The following is a 16,610-nucleotide window of genomic DNA, read 5'->3' as shown; positions in this document are numbered from 1 at the left end:
CCGGGGACTCCCAACCCTGACGCGGACGGCTCCTGGATCGCTCAATGTAGTGGGGACCACCGACGTGCCGAGATGGTTGTACGCCCGACGGCGCGTTTTCGACGGGCGCGCGCGGGAAGACGCCGGATGACCCGGGGGCACACCCGACCGGTGGGCCGCGGACGCGTCGCGGGGTTACGGTTGGAGACATGGCAGACACCAGTGGTCACCGAGCGACTACGCGCTGGCAACGCCTGTGGCACGGCTGCGCGCTGGAGCGGCACCAGGCCCTGATCACTCTCTCCGGGGCGGTCTGCATCGCCTTCGGCATCGTGGTCGCCGTGGTGGTGCCCGAAACCGAGGGCCCGGCCTGGGCGATGGCCGTGGCCGGCTGCCTGGCCGCCGGGGTCCTGCTGCTGGTCCGGGTCGCCTGGGCCCGGTTCCGGCCACGCCGGGAGACACCCCTCTAGCTCCGGCGCCCGGGCGCCGCGCGACCCGGCGATCCGGACCCCTCCCGTCAGGCCTGCCGGTTTTCGGCCCACCTACCCGCTTCTTTCACATTTCCGGGGCAACAGCCCCACACTTCCCCCTACTGTGGGTCCCGCCGACGGCAGCGACCGGCTGCCGCCGGGGTCCGTTTGACGGCGCCGGGGGAGGCGCCGCAGAGGGGGGAACGATGGGCACCACCGCCGCGCCCGCGGCAGCCGGAGGCATCAGGGCGCAGGTCAAGCAGCAACTCGCGCGAGCCGCCGGCACCGTCCCCGGCGAGGGCGCGACCGTCCTCATCTACCACCGGGTCGGCGGCGGCAGCGCCGACGAGCTCGACGTCACCACCACCGGCTTCACCGCCCAGGTTGACCTGCTCGCCGAACTCCCGCCCGGCCGGGTGGTCTCCCTGGACGAGGCCGCCGACCGCCTCCAGGCCGGCCGACGCACCCCCAGCACCGTCCTCACCTTCGACGACGGCTTCGCCGACGTGTACGAGAACGCCTGGCCGCTGCTCCGCGAGCGCGGGCTGCCGTTCACCGTGTACCTGGCCAGCGGCCACGTCGGCGGCGAGATGCGCTGGGAGGGCTCCACCGCCAAGGGCGCCGGCGCCCCGGGCCTCAGCTGGGAGCAGCTGCGGGAGATGGCCGACTCGGGCCTGTGCACCGTCGCCAACCACACCCGCAGCCACGCCCGCCCCGAGCTGCTCAGCACCGAGGAGCTGGACGCCTGCAACGACGACGTCGAGCAGCACCTGGGCACCCGGCCCCGGCACTTCGCGTACACCTGGGGCGTGCCCGTCCCGCACATGGAGACCGCCCTGCGGGCCCGGTTCCGCACCGCGGCCACCGGGCAGGTCGGCCGGAACCTGCCCGGGTACGACCCGGCCCGGTTCCTCCGCGTCCCGGTCCGCCGCACCGACCCGATCGACTTCTACCGCGCCAAGCTGTACGGCCGGCTGATCCCCGAGCGCGCCTACGCCCGGATCGTCGCCACCGCCAAGGCGGTGGGCGCCCGTGCCTGAGCCCGTGTCCCCGATGCCGCGGCTGCGCGGCGAGGGCGGTCGTCCGCTGCGCGTCGCCCACCTGACCACCGTCGACATGAGCCTCCAGCTGCTGCTGGCCACCGAGCTCAAGGTCGACCTGGAAGCCGGGTTCGAGACCTACGGGATCAGCGCGCCCGGGCCGTACCTGCCGCGGCTGGAGGCCATCGGCGTCCGGCACGAGCCGCTGCACGCGCTCACCCGGGCCTGGCAGCCCCGGGCCGACGCCGCCGCCGGCCGGGAGCTGCTCGCCGTCCTGAGCCGGATCCGCCCGGACGTGCTGCACACCCACAACCCCAAGACCGGCGTGCTGGGCCGGGTGATCGGCCGGCTGGCCGGCGTCCCGGTGGTGGTCAACACCTGCCACGGGCTCTGGGCGCAGGCCCACGACCCGCTCGCCAAACGGGCGGTCGTGCTGGGGGCGGAGGCCCTCGCGGCCCGCTTCTCGCACGCCGAGCTGTACCAGAACGGCGAGGACCGCCGGACGCTGTCCCGGGCCGTGCCCCGGTACCGCTCGCGGGTGGTCGGCAACGGCGTGGACCTGACCCGGTTCACCGCCGGGGCCGCCGTCCGGGCCCGGGTCCGCGCCGAGCTGGGCGTGGCCGAGGGCGAGCTGCTGGTCGGCGGCGTGGGCCGGCAGGTGGCCGAGAAGGGCATCCGGGAGTACGCCGAGGCGGCCCGGGCGCTGGCCGGCAAGGCCCGGTTCCTCTGGATCGGTCCCGAGGACCCGGACAAGCCCGACGCCCTGGACGGCGCCGAGAGCGGGGTCGAGTTCCTCGGGAGCCGCTCCGACATGCCCGAGCTGTACGCCGCGCTCGACCTCTTCGTCCTCCCCTCCTACCGGGAGGGCTTCTCCCGCTCCGCCATGGAGGCCGCCGCCAGCGGACTGCCGATGGTGCTGAGCGACATCCGCGGCTGCCGGGAGATCGGCACCCACGGCGAGCACCTGCTGCTCGCCCCGCCCGGCGACGCCCGGGCGCTCACCGGCGCGCTCGACCGGCTCCTCACCGAGCCCGACCTGCGCGACCGGCTCGGAGCGGCGGCCCGCCGCCGGGCCCTGGCCGCGTTCGACCAGCGCGCGGTCGCCCGGATATCCGTGGAGACCTACGCCGCCGTCGCCAGGTCCCGCGGGCTGCCCTGGCTGATCGGCTGAGTCGCCCTCCCGGCCGGAGCCCGTACCACCCACTCGCACCACACCCGTTGGGGGAGACATGCAGCCTGTTGGGGGAGCAGTGAGGCGTGCCGGAGACCTGGCGGTCGCCTCACTGGCCGGACTGATCGCCGTACCGCTCGGCCTGATGATCGCCCTGCTGATCCGCTGCACCATGGGCGGACCGGTGATCTTCCGTCAGACCCGGACCGGGCTGGCGGGCCGGGAGTTCGAGATCCTCAAGTTCCGCACCATGCGGGACAGACGCTTCGCCGAGGAGGAGGACGCGCCACGGATCACCCGGCTCGGCGCCCTGCTCCGCAAGACCAGCCTGGACGAACTGCCCCAGCTGTGGAACGTGGCCCGCGGTGACATGGGGATCATCGGACCGCGGCCGACCCTGCCGGAGCAGGTCGTCCACTACACGCAGGCCCAGCGCGGACGGCTCGCCGTCCGGCCCGGGCTCACCGGCTGGGCCCAGGTCAGGGGGAGGAACTCGATCAGCTGGCCGGAGCGGATCGAGCTGGACCTGTGGTATATCGCGAACCGGTCGCTGGTGCTGGACCTGCGGATCCTGGTGCTGACGGTGAAGGTGCTGCTGCGGCCCACCGGGATCACCGGCGCGGGCGGGGTGAACCCCGGCTTCCCGGTGCCGGCGGAGACGCCCGGGCAGACGCAGGCGAGCCAGGTACGGATCGTGCTGCCGCGGCAGGCGACCGGGCCGCGGCTCGCGCCGGAGGAACTCAGCAGCTGAGGTAGACACCGGGGGTTGTTCTTCGGGGGCGCGTGGGGGCGCCTCCCAGCCGCCGAGGCTGGGGGAGAACCGCGCGAAACGGGAGACTATGGTCCGAAGGCCGGACGCATCCGGCGCCAGTGCACCGCCTACGCCGCAACGTACGCGGGCGGTGTACCACCGGAGGAGTCCGGCCTCAGGTTCGCGGTCTTCCGATTCGCGCAGTTCCCCGCGCCCCTGTCGGGGCACGGCACAAGCCTTCTCGGAGAGGTGTTGATGGCTGAGCAGTTGTGGATCGCCGGGGCGGGTGGGGTCGGGCGGGAGGCGTTGGACACGGCGGTGGCGGCGGGGGTACCGGTGGCGGGGTTCCTGGACGACCGGGCGCAGGGGGGTACCGTCCGCGGCCTGCCGGTCGTCGTCCCCGCGGAGCTCCCGGCCGGGGCGCCGTACCTGATCGGCATCGCCGATCCGGCCGTCCGCCTCCGCCTGGCGGCCTTGCTGGACGGGATCGGCGGGGTGGCCAGGACGCTGGTGCACCCTCGGGCGCTGATCGCGCCGGAGACCGAGCTCGGCCCCGGCTGTCTGGTGATGGGTGGGGCGTACGTGTCCAGCAGCGTCCGGTTCGGCGCGCACAGCCAGGTGCACTACAACGCGACGGTGGGCCATGACAGCGTGCTGGGGGAGCGGGTGACGGTCTATCCGGGCGGCAACGTCTCGGGGTCGGTGGTGCTGGCGGACGGTGCGACGGTGGGGAGCAACGCGGTGGTGCTGCAGGGCCGGAAGGTGGGCCGGGGGGCTTTCGTCGGGGCGGCGGCGGTGGTCACCCGGGACGTGCCCGAGGAGACGGTGGTGGTGGGCTCGCCGGCGCGACCGCTACGGAGGTCCGACCAGGGATAGGCAGGGACAGGCCGGGGACCGGGTCGGGACAGGCTAGGGTCGGATCATGGCCATTCCCCCGTTCCTCGCCGAGCTCCGCAGCTTCGTCGGCACCCGCCCCCTCTGGCTGACCGGCGTCGCCGCCGTGATCGTGGACGGGCAGGACCGGGTGCTGCTGGAACGGCGGGCCGACAACGGCTGCTGGGACCTGGTCGGCGGCATCCTCGACCCGGGGGAGCACCCCGCGGACGGCGTGGCGCGCGAGTGCCTGGAGGAGACCGGCGTGGTGGTCGAGCCGGAGGCGCTGACCTCGGTCACCGTCTCGCCGATGATCGACTACCCGAACGGCGACCGGGCGCAGTACCTGGACCTGACGTTCCGCTGCCGGCCGGTCTCCGGCGAGGCGCGGGTGAACGACGACGAGTCGCTGGAGGTCGGCTGGTTCGGCCGGGACGAGCTGCCCGAGCTCGGGGAGTACGCCCTCCGACGGCTCGGTCTCGCCCTGGAGTTCGAGGGCGAGACCGTGTTCGCCTTCGGCGGTGTCCTGCGCTGAGGCGCCACCCCTGTCCGGACCGGCGTCAGAGGGTGCGGAACCAGTCCGCCGTACGCTCCAGGCCCTCGCGCAGACCCACCGGGACCACGTCCGGGAACAGCTCGCGCAGGCGGGCGTTGTCGGCCTGGGAGTCACGGACGTCACCCGGCCGCGGGTCGGCGTGCGCGACCTCCAGCGGGTGGCCGAGGACCTCGCCCATCTCGGCGATCAGCTCCAGCAGGGTGGTCCGGGTGCCGAAGGCCAGGTTGACCGGGTCCGGGTGGACCACCCGGTTCACCACGGCTTCGGTGATCACCTGGGTGACCGTCCCGACGTAGGTGAAGTCGCGGCTCTGCCGGCCGTCGCCGTGCACCCCGAGCGGCCGGCCGGCCAGCGCGGCGTCCAGGAAGGCGGGGATCACCGCGGCGTACGCGTGCCCGGCCGGCTGGAGCGGGCCGAACACGTTGAAGAACCGCAGCGGCAGCACGCCCAGGCCGTAGCAGTGGTGGTACGCCGCCAGGTAGGCCTCGGTGGCGAGCTTGCTCACCGCGTACGGGCTCATCGGGGCGGTCCGCATGGTCTCCCGCTTGGGCAGCTCGCGGTTCGCCCCGTAGACGGAGGAGGACGAGGCGGCGGCCACGTACAGCCCGCCGGCCCGGCGGGCGGCCTCCAGCACCTGCAGGGTGCCGGTGGCGTTGGCGTGGTGGCTGGCCAGCGGATCGGCCACCGAACGCGGGACGGAGGGCAGCGCCGCCAGGTGCACCACGGCGTCGGCGCCGGTGAACGCCTCGTCCAGCAGACCGGGGTCGAGGATGCTGCCCTCGTAGAGGGCGACGTCCAGACCGTCCAGGTTGGACTTGGACCCGGTGGCGAAATTGTCCACCACCCTCACCTGCTCCACCTCGGGGCGCGCCAGCAGCGCCCGGGACAGGTTGGCGCCGATGAACCCCGCGCCGCCGGTGACGACCACACGCATCAGAAGGAACTCCCCACCTCGGGCCGGGGTCTCCCCGCCCCGGCGCACCGGGCCGATGCTATCGGCGCGGCCCGCGGCCACGGGGGGAAACGGCGGCAACCGGGAGATCCGGGGCGAAAGCCGCCCACCGGGTCAGATCTTGTGCTGCCGGTACGTCTCCTCGGCGGCGTCCAGGACCGCGGAGAGGTCCCCGCCCGCGGTGGCCGTGGTGACCGCGGCCACCGCCCCCTCCACGAAGGGGGCGTTGGCGAACCGGACCGGGAACGGCAGGCCGTGCTCGTCCGCGTCGGCCAGCAGCGCCAGGACCGTGCTGACCGCGCTGCCGAGGTCGCAGAGCACCGCCACCCCGTGCCCCTGGTCCACCCGGCGGGCGGCCGCCGCGATCAACAGGGCGCTGGTGCCGAGGCCGTCGGCGAGGGCACCGCCGGTGGCGGCGACCGGCGCGGGGTTGTCGGTGTTCACGATGGCCAGCGCGAGGGCCCGGGTGGCGGCGGCCAGCTCCTGGCTGTGCGAGACCAGCACCACGCCCACCCGCCCGTGGCCGGCCGGCCGGGTGGGGCGGGGGAGCGAGACGGTCTGCGGGGCGGACGGGGCATCGGAGATGGGGATGACGTCGGCGCGGCTGCCGTCCCGGCGGTCCATCGGCTGCTCCCTGCTGGCCGGTAGAAGAACTGCGGACACTTCCACCCCGACACTCTTTCAGCCCGCCACGCCCCCCGAGCCGCACCTCGCCGAAGCCTTAGCACACCCGCCCGGTGCGGGGCGGGGGAACGGCCGTACTGGACCGGTCCGGGCGGCGATCGGCGGCGAACCGCCGACCGGCCGGCGGCCCGTGGCTAGTCTGGCCTCCGGATCACAGGGAGGAGCGCGGCATGGCGGACGACAGCGGCAGCAGCGCGGAGGGCGGAGTCCTGGTCGAGGGCCCGCGGAAGCCGGCACCGGACCTCACCGGAGCAAAGTGGCTCTCCAGCCCGCAGGGGGTCGGCGACGTGCAGATCGCCTTCGTCGAGGGCCACATCGCGATGCGGGACGGACGCGACCCCGACGGTCCGGCCCTGATCTTCACGCCGGCGGAGTGGCAGGCCTTCGTCCTCGGGGCCCGGGACGGCGAGTTCGACCCCGCCTGAGCGCCGGCGCCCGAGTGCGCCCCGAGAAGTGCCCGCGGTTGAACGGCGGGTGTCGTTCCGGTGTGCGGTGAGGTCACGAATGCATGCTGATGGACCGAAACTTGTTGACTGTTCGACAAGCATCGGACCACAGTGAAAGCAGGCAGACGCCGTGCCGACCGCCCCCACGCGGTCGGGCACGGCGCCCGCTGTGCTGCCCGTCACCGGCGCCGGCGACGAGCTCCTCCCGGGTGTCCCGGACCGCACCGAGATGCGGCCGCCGTCGCTGTGGGAGGGCGGCCCCACGGGTCGAGAGCTACTCGGCCGTGGTGCCAGGCCCGGGATCCGCACGCCCCCACGCGGCGGTTTCCCGGGCAAGGTTCGCGAATGCGACGGGCACGGGCCCCGCGAACCTGGTCTGTGGAGTTGTATGAGGCCCGGGCGCACGGCTGACAGGCCGTTGTGCCCAGGGTGAACCGCACGACGAAGTGCACAGTGAGGGAACGCGTGCAGCAGCACGCTGCGACAAACCACCCCCCGGTGGATCGAGTCCACAGTGGCCGTCGTGCTGAACCGAACGTAGCCCGGACGGTTGCTCAGAGTCAACATTGGTCCCTGAGCGTAGATCTCGGCTTGCCGGACGACCCGCGCGCCGGAGGGTCTCGACCGGGCACGTACGATGGGTGCCATGTCCTTTCTCCGCCGTCGCTCCGGCTCGCCCGCCGGCCCGGACTTCGACGTGCTCGCGATGGATCCGGGCGACTGGCCCGGCCACTTCGGAGCCATGATGATGACCGGCCCGGACGGCTCGTGCCAGGGGATCTTCCTGCGCTACGACCTGCTCGGCGGCCGGGGGCCGGCGATGTTCATCGGCAACCTGCCCGAGGGCTCCCCGGCCCGCGAGTCCGAGGACGGGGTCCCGTTCGAGGTCCGGCAGCTGCTCTCCGCGCTGGAGAACGAGGAGCCGGTGGAGCTGGTCTCCGCGGAGGACTTCCCGGTGCTGCTCGGCGACGACCTGCTGATCGTGAAGAAGGTCAAGGTCAGCGAGGAGCGGCTGTTCTGCTCCCAGTTCGGCCGCAGCGACGGCGTCCAGGTCACCATCGCCTCCTGGGACCGGCCGATCTCGGACGACCTGTACCAGCTGCTGAAGCCGCTTCCGGCGGAGATGTTCAAGCAGGGCTGAGCCACCACCGTGCCCCCACGCCTCCCGCTGCTGACCCGCCGCAGGTACCTCGACCTGCGGCGGCTCGCCGGCGCCGCGTGTACCGGCGGATGACGAGCGCGCTCGCGCCGACCCATCCCGCCGCCCACCACGCGCCCGACGGAGGCACCCCCGCATGACCAGCACCGCCGCCCCGACCGCACACCCGGCCGGACCGGCCGCCGCCCCCGAGGACCGTACCGAGGTCGCCGAGGCGCTCGCCCGGCTGCCCCGGGTGGTCGACCTGCTGGCCGCCCGTGCCGAGGAGCACGACCGCGACGGCACCTTCCCGTACCAGGGCGTGGAGGCCGTCCACGAGGCCGGGCTGCTCACCCTGACCGTCGGCCGCCGGTACGGCGGACCCGGCGCCACCCTCGCCGAGACCTGCCGGGCGCTGGCCGAACTCGGCCGCGGCGACGCCTCGGTCGCCCTGCTCACCGCCCACACCCTGCTCCACCACGCCGACCAGGCCCGGACCGGCGCCTGGCCGGTCGCCGGCTACCGCCGGCTGCTCACCGAGTCGCGCCGCGGGCCCGCCCTGGTCACCACCCTGGACGCCGAGCCCGGCGGGCCGGCCCCGCTGCCCGCCACGGTGGCCCGACGGGAGGGCGACGACTGGTTCCTGACGGGCCGGAAGGCGGACTGCGCCGGCGCCGAGGCGCTCGCCTGGATGGCGGTCCGGGCCCGCACCGAGGAGCCGGTGCCGCGGGTCGGCACCTTCCTGGTCCGCGGGGACAGCCCCGGGGTGGAGATCGACCCGACCGCCGACCAGCTGGGGCTGCGCGCCAGCGCCGGACACGAGGTGGTGCTCGACGGGGCGCGGGTGGCACCGGAAGCAGTGATACGACTGGGCGCGCCCGGTTCCGCGCTTCCGGACGACCTCGCGCGCGCCTGGCGCGACCTCGCGCTGTCGGCCGTGTTCCTCGGCGTGGGACGTGCCGCGCAGGACTGGCTGGTCGGATTCCTGCGCCGGCGTACGCCCGCGAACCTCAGCGAGCCGCTCGCCACCCTGCCGCGCCACCGCGCCGCCCTGGGCGAGCTGGCCGCCTCCCTGATCGGTGCCGGGGAACTGCTCCACGGCCTGGCCGCGGCCGTGGACCGTGGCGAGACCACCGCGCCCGCCCGGGCCGGAACCGTCCGCCTGCTGGTCAACCGGACCGTGACCGGCGCCGTCCAGCAGGCGCTGACGATCTCCGGCAGCCCGGGGCTGAGCCGCCGCCACCCGCTGGAGCGGTTCCTGCGGGACGCGCTCAGCGCCCCGGCACACTTCCCGCCGGACGAGGCCGTGCTGGAGGGCCTCGCCCGGACCCTGCTGGACGGGCCCGCCCGGCGCGGCTGAGCCGGCCGCCGGGCTCGTCGTACCCGTCCGACCCCTCAGCGGGTGCCGACCGCCGCCCGCACCGCGCGGCGGGCCAGCGCCGCGTCGTCGTACAGCCGCCGGATCATGATCCGCTGCTCCTCGCCCGCTCCCGGCACGTCGTGCAGCCGCAGCTCCCGCATCAGCACCAGCACCAGGTTGACCAGGAAGGCGTCCCGGGCCATCGTCCCGCCGGACTGGGCCAGCTGGCTGATCTGCCGGCGGGCCGCGGTGTCGCCGGACAGCACGCTCCACAGCACCGCCAGGTCGTACCCGGGCAGGTACCAGCCGGCCCGCTCCCAGTCGAGCAGCACCGGGCCGGAGGGCGCCAGCAGGATGTTGCCGAGCAGGGCGTCGCCGTGGCACAGCTGCCAGGGTGTGCCGGCCAGGCCGTGCAGCAGCGCCCGCAGGTCGCCGGCGTCCCGGTCGGTGAGCAGGCCGACCGAGTGGAACCGGGCCACCTCCAGCTGGTAGTCCAGCGGCTTGCCGAACACGTCCGTGGGCGGGCGCCACAGGTTGAGCGTCCGGAACGCGCCGAGCAGCGCCCGCACCTCGCCCGGGGTGGGCGCGTTCACCGGGTGCCGGTCGTGCGCCGCCGGACGGCCCGGGACCCGCTCCAGCACCAGCACGCAGCGGTCGTGGTCGGCCGCGACCAGCCGCGGCAGCCGCACCGGCGGGCGGTGCCGGACGAACGCCCGGTACACCGCGATCTCGTGGTGGAAGCGCTCCACCAGCTGCTCGGCCTGCGGGCTGCGCAGCGCCTGCGGCGCCAGGCACTTGGCGACCACCGGGGCACGGCCGATGGTGCCCGCGATGAGGATGTGGCGGCTGCCCTCCCGCAGCACCTGCCGGGGGAGGAAGGCGGGACATATCCGCGCGATGTGGGCGAGCACGGCCCGCACCGCGGGGGTCTGCAGGGCCGCCGGGTCGACCCGGTCGACGAACGCCTCGGCGGCCCGGCCGCCCATCGGCCGGCCGATCCCCGCCCGGGCGCCCGGCTCGACGGGCCTGGTCACCAGGGTGGTCCGGGCGGCCAGGGCGCGCGGGTCGCGCAGCTCGGTGCCGCGCGGGGCGGGACGGCCTCCGGTTGCGGTGGGCGGCCGCAGTCCGGGGCGGGACGGGCCGGGGAGGTGGCGCGGGACGCTTCCGTCGGGGGAGAGGGGGGTCGACGGACGGGCGCCGGTGCTGGCTGAGGAGTACATGGGCGGGTGAGGGTCCCTTCCTGGCCGACGGCGGTTGACGGGTGGGTCGCCGGCCCGGGGTGAGCCGGGCCGGACCGGCCGGGTGGAGCGCGCGCGTCGGGTACGGATCGGCCGCCGGAACCCTCCGCACCCTGGGGAATGCGGTCGTTCCCGACTGCCGCGCCGTGCCCGACGCCCCCGCGCCACCCGGCGCGCCACCCCCGCGGACGGTGCCGCCGCGGAGCCCCGGACAGGGGCGTCGGGCCGAGGCCCGGGCCGGTGTCCGGCTCCCCGTGGCGAAGTCGGGGTGGCGCATTCCTACCTGACACCCGATCGGCACTGGCACGTAATCTGGCGGACCCTGGCGAAGCCTGGCGAATGGTCGCGTGGCATGTGACAGAGCCATTACTGTCGACCGCAGCCGAGGAACCTGGGGGCTTTTGTGAGCAAGGGGCCGAACGCCAGACTCGCCGACCTGTTCGCCCTGACCGGATGGTCCAAGGGCGAGCTCGCCAGGCTGGTCAACCGGCGCGGTGCGGCGATGGGTCAGCAGCAGCTGTCCACCGACACCTCGCGGGTGCGGCGCTGGATCGAGCAGGGGGAGATCCCCCGCGATCCGGTGCCGAGGGTGCTCGCCGCCGTGTTCACGGAGCGGCTCGGCCGTGTCGTCACCACTGAGGACCTCGGTCTGGAACGACACCGGCCCACCAGGTTCCAGGCGGCGGCCCCCACCCCGTCGTCGGCAGTGCCCTGGGCGCCGGATCGCACGGCCACGGTCCTCACCGAGTTCACGGGAATGGACCTCATGCTGAACCGACGCGGTCTGGTCGGCGCGGGCGCGGCGCTCGCCGCCGGCACCGTCATCGCCGACAACCTCCACGACTGGCTCACCGGCGGCGACGTGGCCTACGCGGCCGAGCGGCCCGGCCCCCGACAGGTGATCACCCGCGGCGGGCCCGAACCCGTCATCGACGTCTACGAACCCGGCCCGGTGGGCGACGACGAGGTGACCGCCCTGGAGCGGTCGGTCGACGTCTTCCGCGCCTGGGACGCCTCCCGCGGCGGCGGCCTCCAGCGCAAGGCCGTGGTCGGCCAACTGAACGAGGTCGGCGGCCTGTTGACCCACCGTCATCCGCAGTCCGTGGAGCGCCGGTTGTGGACGGTGGCGGCCAACCTCGCGGTGCTGGCCGGCTGGATGTCCCACGACGTGGGCCTGGAGCCCACCGCGCAGCGGTACTTCGTGATCGCCGCCCAGGCCGCCCGGGAGGCCGACGACCGGCCGCGGGCCGGTGAGGCGATCTCCCGGGCCGCCCGCCAGATGCTCCACCTCGGCCGGGCCGACGACGCCCTGGAACTGATGCGGCTCGCCCGGGCCAGCGCCGGCGACCGCGCCCTGCCGCGCACCCGCGCCATGCTGTACACCGTCGAGGCCTGGGCGCAGGCCTCGCTCGGCCGGTCCGAGGAGACCCGGCGGGTGCTCGGCGAGGCCGAGACGCTGTTCGTCCAGGACTCCACCGAGGCCCCGCCCAGCTGGATGCAGCTGTTCAACGAGGCCGAGCTGCACGGCATGCAGGCCCTGGTCTACCGCACCCTCGCCGAGCACGACCCCGGCGCCGCCCGGCTGGCCGAGCGGCACGCCCGGCTCGCCATCGAGCTCCGCCAGGAGACCGGCCGGGAGCGCTCCGCCCTGCTCGACCGGATCACCCTGGCCTCGGTCTACTGGATCTCCGGCGAGCCGGACGAGGCCCAGGTCCAGGCCAAGCTGGCGCTGGCCTCGATCAACCACACCTCCTCGATGCGCACCTGGGACCGGCTGCGCGAGATGTACCGGCTCTCCGGCCGCTACCAGAACCTGCCCGCGGTGGCCGAGCTGAGGGAGGAGATCGACGCGGCGATGCCCCCGCGCCGCCGCGAGGTCTGACCCGTCCGGCGGGCCCGCCGGGGCTCCGCGGCGCCCGGCGGGTCCGGTGCGGACCATGTGGTCGGTATGCCGACGGCATATGACGATTCCGTGAACGGGCCCGCCCGGGGCGGCTCCTCGCATCGCCCTGTGTGCGGGAGGGCCACCCAGGCGGTAGCCTTCGGTGATTCCGGCGCCCGGGCGCCTGAGCAGGAACGACCGACCCCGGCGACGGAAATCCCGTTGCCTCGACGACCGCCGCAACGGATGCTGACCTCATGTTCGAGCCAGTGATAGCGCCCAGCGCCAGCCTCCTCGGCCTCCTCCAGAGGGGCCGCGGTGACGGTCAGCTGCATGCGTTGGCAGCGGACCGCGACGAGGCGATCGCGGCCCTGGAGACCTGCGTCACCGACGACCCCCGGGCCGACTGGCAACTCGAGAACCGCTCCCTCTACTACGCGCGCCTCTACATGGAGCTGGAGGCGCCGCTGACCGGCGTCGAGCTGCACCTGTGCTCACCCGAGGACACCGGCGACGACGACGAGGCCCGTACCGGCCTCAGCCTCTCGGTGCTCGGCCACCTCGCCGCGTACGGCCGCCGCGACGCCCTCGACCTGCTGCGCCGCTACGCCGCCACCGGGACGAACTGGGCCTGGGCCCTCGACGAGCTGGCCCTGCGCGACGACGACCAGGGGCTGCTCGCGCTCGCCCCCGCCGTGCTGGACCGCTTCCCGGCAGGCCCGGAGGGCGACGCCGAGCTGCGGGCCGCCATCCGCGCCGCGTACGAGCCCCGCGCCTGGCGGCTGTGGGCCGCCCACCACCCGAGGGTGGCCGCGGCCGGCGAGCAGTCCCCGTTCGACCTGTGGCAGCGGCAGCTCAGCCGCCCCGGCGTCACCCCCGGCTGGTCCACCGCCGACGTGCTCGCCTGGGCCGACCAGGCCGAGCCCGCCGGCGACCCGACCGCGGTCGCCCGGCGTGCCGCCGCGGCCGCCCGCTGCCTCACCGCCGTGGCCCGCCCCGAGGACCGCCCGCTGCTGCTGGAGGCCGCCGACAGCGGCGAGCCCGGCGCCCGGACGGCCGCCCTCCGCCACCTCGTCGACCAGCGCGACCCGGCCGCCGCCGACCTGATCGAGGCCGCCGCGGCCGACGTCGACCAGCGCGTGGTCGCCGCCGCGGTGGAGGTGCTCGGCCGAATGCGCGGCCCCGAGATCCTCGCCCACGCCCGCCGCTGGGCCGACCCGGAGACCGGCGGCGCCGACAGCGCGCTCGGCGAGGCCGCCGTCCTCCTCATCGCCGACGCCGGCGAACCCTGCGACGGCCCGCTCGTGGTCGCCGCCCTCCGACAGTGGATCTCCGTCCGCGGCGTGACCGGCGCGGGCCTGGGCAGCCTGGTCGACGGTGCGGGGCGGCTGGCCGCCGCCGGAGCCGTCCCCGCCCTCCGCCACGTCTACGGCGAGGCCGTCTCCTCCGAACTCCGCGGCCGGGCCGCCCGGGCCCTGGCCGTCACCGACCCGTACTTCTCCGAGGGCCCCGCCGTCGAGTGCCTCTGGGACTGCGAGGAGGCCACCCGCGAGCTGGCCGCCCGCCACGTCACCACCACCGGCGACGTCCGCGTCCTCGAGCGGCTCCGCCGCCTCGCCGCCGACCCGGCCGAGGAGGCCGAGGTGCACGCCGCCGTACGGGGCCGGCTCACCTCCCGCGAGCGGTAGGGCGGTACGGCGCAGCGGCGCCCGGCGCGGCGCGGGTTGTGGTCGGTCGTGTCGGGCCGATCGTGTCGGCCGGTCGTGTCGGCCGGGCGCCGGTGACCGTCGGTGCCGAAAGGGACACGCTCAGGTGCGTTCCGGCCCGCGCGGGGCGTCGGCTGGGGCATCATGAACGGAGCCCGTCGGCCGAGTCACTGGAGTACCCGCCGCCATGAAGCGTCCTCTCGCCCGTGCCGCGACCCCGCTGGCCGCCCTGGCGGCCGTACTCGCGCTGGCCGTCCCCGCGGCCGCCCACGTCGAGGTGAAGTCCACCCCCGCCCAGGCGCTGGCCGTCGACGCGGTGGTCGCCTTCGACGCGGAGGGCGAGAATCCGGGCTCGGGCATCACCGAGGTGAAGGTGACCCTCCCGGCCGGTATCGCCCCGGGCGACGTCACCCTGGCCGAGGGCCCCAAGGGCTGGACGCTCAAGCCCACCGCGGACGGCTTCGCGGTGTCCGGCCCCGCGCTGGGGGCGAGCAAGGACGCCGCGTACAAGGTCAAGGTCCGCCAGCTGCCGGACGCCAAGGAGCTGGCGTTCAAGTCCGTGGTGACGTACGCGGACGGCAAGGTGGACCGCTGGATCGAGCTGCCGCAGGGTGCCGCCAAGCCCGCCCACCCGGCCCCGGTCCTGAAGCTCTCCGCGGCCGCCCCCGGCGCGACACCGCTGGCGGCCGCGACGACGGCGGCCGCCCCGAGCTCCGCGGCGGCCGCTGCCCCGGCCCCGGTGCAGCCCTCCGCCCCCGCCTCGGCCGCGGCGGAGGCGTCGGCCCCGGTGGCGCAGTCGGGCGGCTCCTCGGTGGGCGGCGCGGTCACCATCGGCCTGGTGGTGGCGCTGGTGGTCCTGGTCGGCGGGGTCGTCTGGTGGCGCCGCCGTACCCCCGAGAGCTGAGCGCGGCGCCTGCGACATGGACAACGGGCCCGGCGCGCACCGCGCCGGGCCCGTTCCTCGTGTCCGAGGCCGCCCTACTTGGCGACCACCCCGGCGTCCGGGGCGAGGGCGCCCGCGGTCACCAGTCCGATGATCACGAAACCCAGCAGCACCCGGTACACCACGAACGGCATGAAGCTGTTGTGCGAGATGTACTTCAGGAACCAGGCGATCGCCGCGTACCCCACCACGAAGGCGATCAGGGTGGCGAAGAGGGTCGGACCCCAGTCCGGGGCCGGCCCCTCGCCGATCTTGAACAGCTCCAGCAGGCCCGAGGCCAGAACCGCCGGGATGGCCAGCAGGAACGAGTACCGGGCGGCAGCCTCGCGGCTGTACCCGAGCAGCAGGCCCGCGCTGATCGTGCCGCCGGAGCGTGAGACGCCCGGGATCAGCGCCAGCGCCTGCGCCATGCCGTACGTGACGGCGTGCGGAAGGGTGAGGGAGCTGATCGGCCGCGCGTTGCGGACGGCCCGGGAACGGTCGGCGACCGCCAGGACCAGGCCGAACACGATCAGCGTGGTGCCGATCACCCGCAGGTCGCGCAGCGAGGTCTCGATGGTGTCCTGGAAGGCGGCGCCGAGGATGCCGATCGGCAGCGTGCCGACGATCACGAACCAGCCCATCCGGGCATTCGGGTCGCTCCGCCGCGCCGGCTTGACCAACGACACCGCCCAGGCGGAGACGATCGCCGAGATGTCCCGCCGGAAGTAGATCAGCACGGCGGACTCGGTGCCCAGCTGAGTGACCGCCGTGAACGCGGCACCCGGATCCCCCCAGCCCAGCAGGGCGGGGAAGACCCGCAGGTGGGCGCTGGAGGAGATCGGCAGGAACTCGGTGAGGCCCTGGATCAGGCCGAGCACGGCCGCGTGGAACCAGCCGATCACCTGACACCCGCCCGGGGTATCCGAGAATCGAAACGCATCTGGCGGGTCCTGTTCGTGGTGATGGGGGGCATGGCACGCCGACACCCGGCCACGACGCGCAACGGCGCTCAGCACCGTCCGGCGCAGCTGGAGGATAGACGCCCAAGGTGACGGGGAACTGTCCATCCGGTCAAGACCGGGTTATCGGACCGTGCCCGCTCACCGTCCCGCCGCAGGCCCTGGCGAGGCCGACCTGGACGGGCTGCCCGGCGACCTGGTCCGCCCCCTGGACGGCGACGCCGTGGACGGGACCCCGGCCGGCCGGGTGGTGACCGTCCGGGTGGTCGCCGTCGACCTGCTGCGGGAACGGGTGACCGTCGAGCCGTAGGCGGGCCGAGCCGCTCCCTCCCGTACCGCAGGACGCCACCGGCCCGCCCCGGCCCACCCGTCGCCGGCGGTGGCGGGACCGGCCTTCGGGCTTCGGCCCCGCTTCGTGCGGCATTCACCCGGGGAACACCCGCCGCGCCGATACTCCAACCGCCGGACACGTCCGTCGGC

At 74.9% G+C, this 16,610-nt stretch carries 18 protein-coding genes; 14 read left to right on the top strand and 4 right to left on the bottom strand.

Annotated elements, in window-relative coordinates; translation table 11 throughout:
* The first annotated feature begins 188 nt into the window (after nucleotides 1-188).
* The 6 genes from ABWK59_RS07640 (at nucleotide 189) to ABWK59_RS07615 (ending at nucleotide 4,819) form a co-directional block, all read left to right on the top strand.
* Nucleotides 189-449 (top strand): hypothetical protein, encoded by a 261-nt coding sequence (locus ABWK59_RS07640; protein WP_354638997.1) that lies wholly within the window; start codon nucleotides 189-191, stop codon nucleotides 447-449.
* A 206-nt stretch (nucleotides 450-655) separates the two neighbouring features.
* Complete coding sequence (locus ABWK59_RS07635; protein WP_354638995.1) at nucleotides 656-1,489, top strand: polysaccharide deacetylase family protein; 834 nt, start codon at nucleotides 656-658, stop codon at nucleotides 1,487-1,489.
* Entirely contained in the window at nucleotides 1,482-2,660 is a 1,179-nt protein-coding gene (locus tag ABWK59_RS07630; protein ID WP_354638993.1) for a glycosyltransferase, read from the top strand. The genes ABWK59_RS07635 and ABWK59_RS07630 overlap by 8 nt, the downstream gene beginning before the upstream one ends.
* A gap of 79 nt (nucleotides 2,661-2,739) precedes the next feature.
* A complete protein-coding gene (locus ABWK59_RS07625) occupies nucleotides 2,740-3,411 on the top strand; it encodes a sugar transferase (protein ID WP_354638992.1) in 672 nt (223 codons plus the stop codon).
* A gap of 255 nt (nucleotides 3,412-3,666) precedes the next feature.
* Entirely contained in the window at nucleotides 3,667-4,287 is a 621-nt protein-coding gene (locus ABWK59_RS07620; RefSeq protein WP_354638991.1) for a NeuD/PglB/VioB family sugar acetyltransferase, read from the top strand.
* Nucleotides 4,288-4,333: 46 nt separating this feature from the next.
* A complete protein-coding gene (locus ABWK59_RS07615) occupies nucleotides 4,334-4,819 on the top strand; it encodes an NUDIX hydrolase (RefSeq protein ID WP_354638989.1) in 486 nt (161 codons plus the stop codon).
* Nucleotides 4,820-4,844: 25 nt separating this feature from the next.
* Here ABWK59_RS07615 and ABWK59_RS07610 read toward each other — a convergent pair whose 3' ends face one another.
* A complete protein-coding gene (locus ABWK59_RS07610; protein WP_354638988.1) occupies nucleotides 4,845-5,774 on the bottom strand; it encodes an NAD-dependent epimerase/dehydratase family protein in 930 nt (309 codons plus the stop codon).
* 132 nt (nucleotides 5,775-5,906) lie between these two features.
* Nucleotides 5,907-6,416: a PTS-dependent dihydroxyacetone kinase phosphotransferase subunit DhaM gene (locus ABWK59_RS07605; RefSeq protein WP_354638986.1), complete on the bottom strand. Its 510-nt coding sequence runs from the start codon at nucleotides 6,414-6,416 to the stop codon at nucleotides 5,907-5,909.
* Between the two features lie 230 nt (nucleotides 6,417-6,646).
* Here ABWK59_RS07605 and ABWK59_RS07600 point away from each other — a divergent pair, with 230 nt between their 5' ends.
* The 4 genes from ABWK59_RS07600 to ABWK59_RS07585 all read left to right on the top strand — a co-directional run bounded on the left by ABWK59_RS07600 (nucleotide 6,647) and on the right by ABWK59_RS07585 (nucleotide 9,420).
* On the top strand, nucleotides 6,647-6,901 hold the full coding sequence (locus ABWK59_RS07600) for a DUF397 domain-containing protein (RefSeq protein ID WP_354638984.1): 255 nt from the start codon (nucleotides 6,647-6,649) through the stop codon (nucleotides 6,899-6,901).
* 667 nt (nucleotides 6,902-7,568) lie between these two features.
* On the top strand, nucleotides 7,569-8,063 hold the full coding sequence (locus tag ABWK59_RS07595) for a hypothetical protein (RefSeq protein WP_354638982.1): 495 nt from the start codon (nucleotides 7,569-7,571) through the stop codon (nucleotides 8,061-8,063).
* A 9-nt stretch (nucleotides 8,064-8,072) separates the two neighbouring features.
* Entirely contained in the window at nucleotides 8,073-8,156 is an 84-nt protein-coding gene (locus tag ABWK59_RS07590; RefSeq protein WP_354644854.1) for a putative leader peptide, read from the top strand.
* Between the two features lie 61 nt (nucleotides 8,157-8,217).
* Nucleotides 8,218-9,420 (top strand): acyl-CoA dehydrogenase family protein, encoded by a 1,203-nt coding sequence (locus tag ABWK59_RS07585; protein WP_354638981.1) that lies wholly within the window; start codon nucleotides 8,218-8,220, stop codon nucleotides 9,418-9,420.
* A 35-nt stretch (nucleotides 9,421-9,455) separates the two neighbouring features.
* Here the strand turns inward: ABWK59_RS07585 and ABWK59_RS07580 are convergent, their stop codons facing one another.
* The gene (locus tag ABWK59_RS07580) at nucleotides 9,456-10,640 is read right to left on the bottom strand and encodes an aminoglycoside phosphotransferase family protein (RefSeq protein ID WP_354638979.1); all 1,185 of its coding nucleotides are present in this window, start codon (nucleotides 10,638-10,640) and stop codon (nucleotides 9,456-9,458) included.
* 421 nt (nucleotides 10,641-11,061) lie between these two features.
* On the opposite strand from ABWK59_RS07580, the gene ABWK59_RS07575 reads away from it, so the two are divergent.
* From ABWK59_RS07575 to ABWK59_RS07565, 3 genes are all read left to right on the top strand, one after another.
* Nucleotides 11,062-12,540, top strand: coding sequence for a hypothetical protein (locus ABWK59_RS07575; protein WP_354638977.1), 1,479 nt, complete (start codon nucleotides 11,062-11,064; stop codon nucleotides 12,538-12,540).
* A 257-nt stretch (nucleotides 12,541-12,797) separates the two neighbouring features.
* Nucleotides 12,798-14,228 (top strand): HEAT repeat domain-containing protein, encoded by a 1,431-nt coding sequence (locus ABWK59_RS07570; RefSeq protein ID WP_354638976.1) that lies wholly within the window; start codon nucleotides 12,798-12,800, stop codon nucleotides 14,226-14,228.
* A 205-nt stretch (nucleotides 14,229-14,433) separates the two neighbouring features.
* Nucleotides 14,434-15,150, top strand: coding sequence for a DUF1775 domain-containing protein (locus ABWK59_RS07565; RefSeq protein ID WP_354638974.1), 717 nt, complete (start codon nucleotides 14,434-14,436; stop codon nucleotides 15,148-15,150).
* Nucleotides 15,151-15,224: 74 nt separating this feature from the next.
* Here the strand turns inward: ABWK59_RS07565 and ABWK59_RS07560 are convergent, their stop codons facing one another.
* Entirely contained in the window at nucleotides 15,225-16,070 is an 846-nt protein-coding gene (locus ABWK59_RS07560) for an undecaprenyl-diphosphate phosphatase (protein WP_354644853.1), read from the bottom strand.
* A 193-nt stretch (nucleotides 16,071-16,263) separates the two neighbouring features.
* On the opposite strand from ABWK59_RS07560, the gene ABWK59_RS07555 reads away from it, so the two are divergent.
* Nucleotides 16,264-16,440, top strand: coding sequence for a hypothetical protein (locus ABWK59_RS07555; protein WP_354638972.1), 177 nt, complete (start codon nucleotides 16,264-16,266; stop codon nucleotides 16,438-16,440).
* Nucleotides 16,441-16,610: the final 170 nt, after the last annotated feature.

Origin of the sequence: Kitasatospora sp. HUAS MG31 (assembly GCF_040571325.1) — a bacterium.
In the GTDB taxonomy this organism is placed as follows: Bacteria; Actinomycetota; Actinomycetes; order Streptomycetales; family Streptomycetaceae; genus Kitasatospora; species Kitasatospora camelliae.
This window is presented reverse-complemented; position numbering and strand designations above follow the sequence as displayed.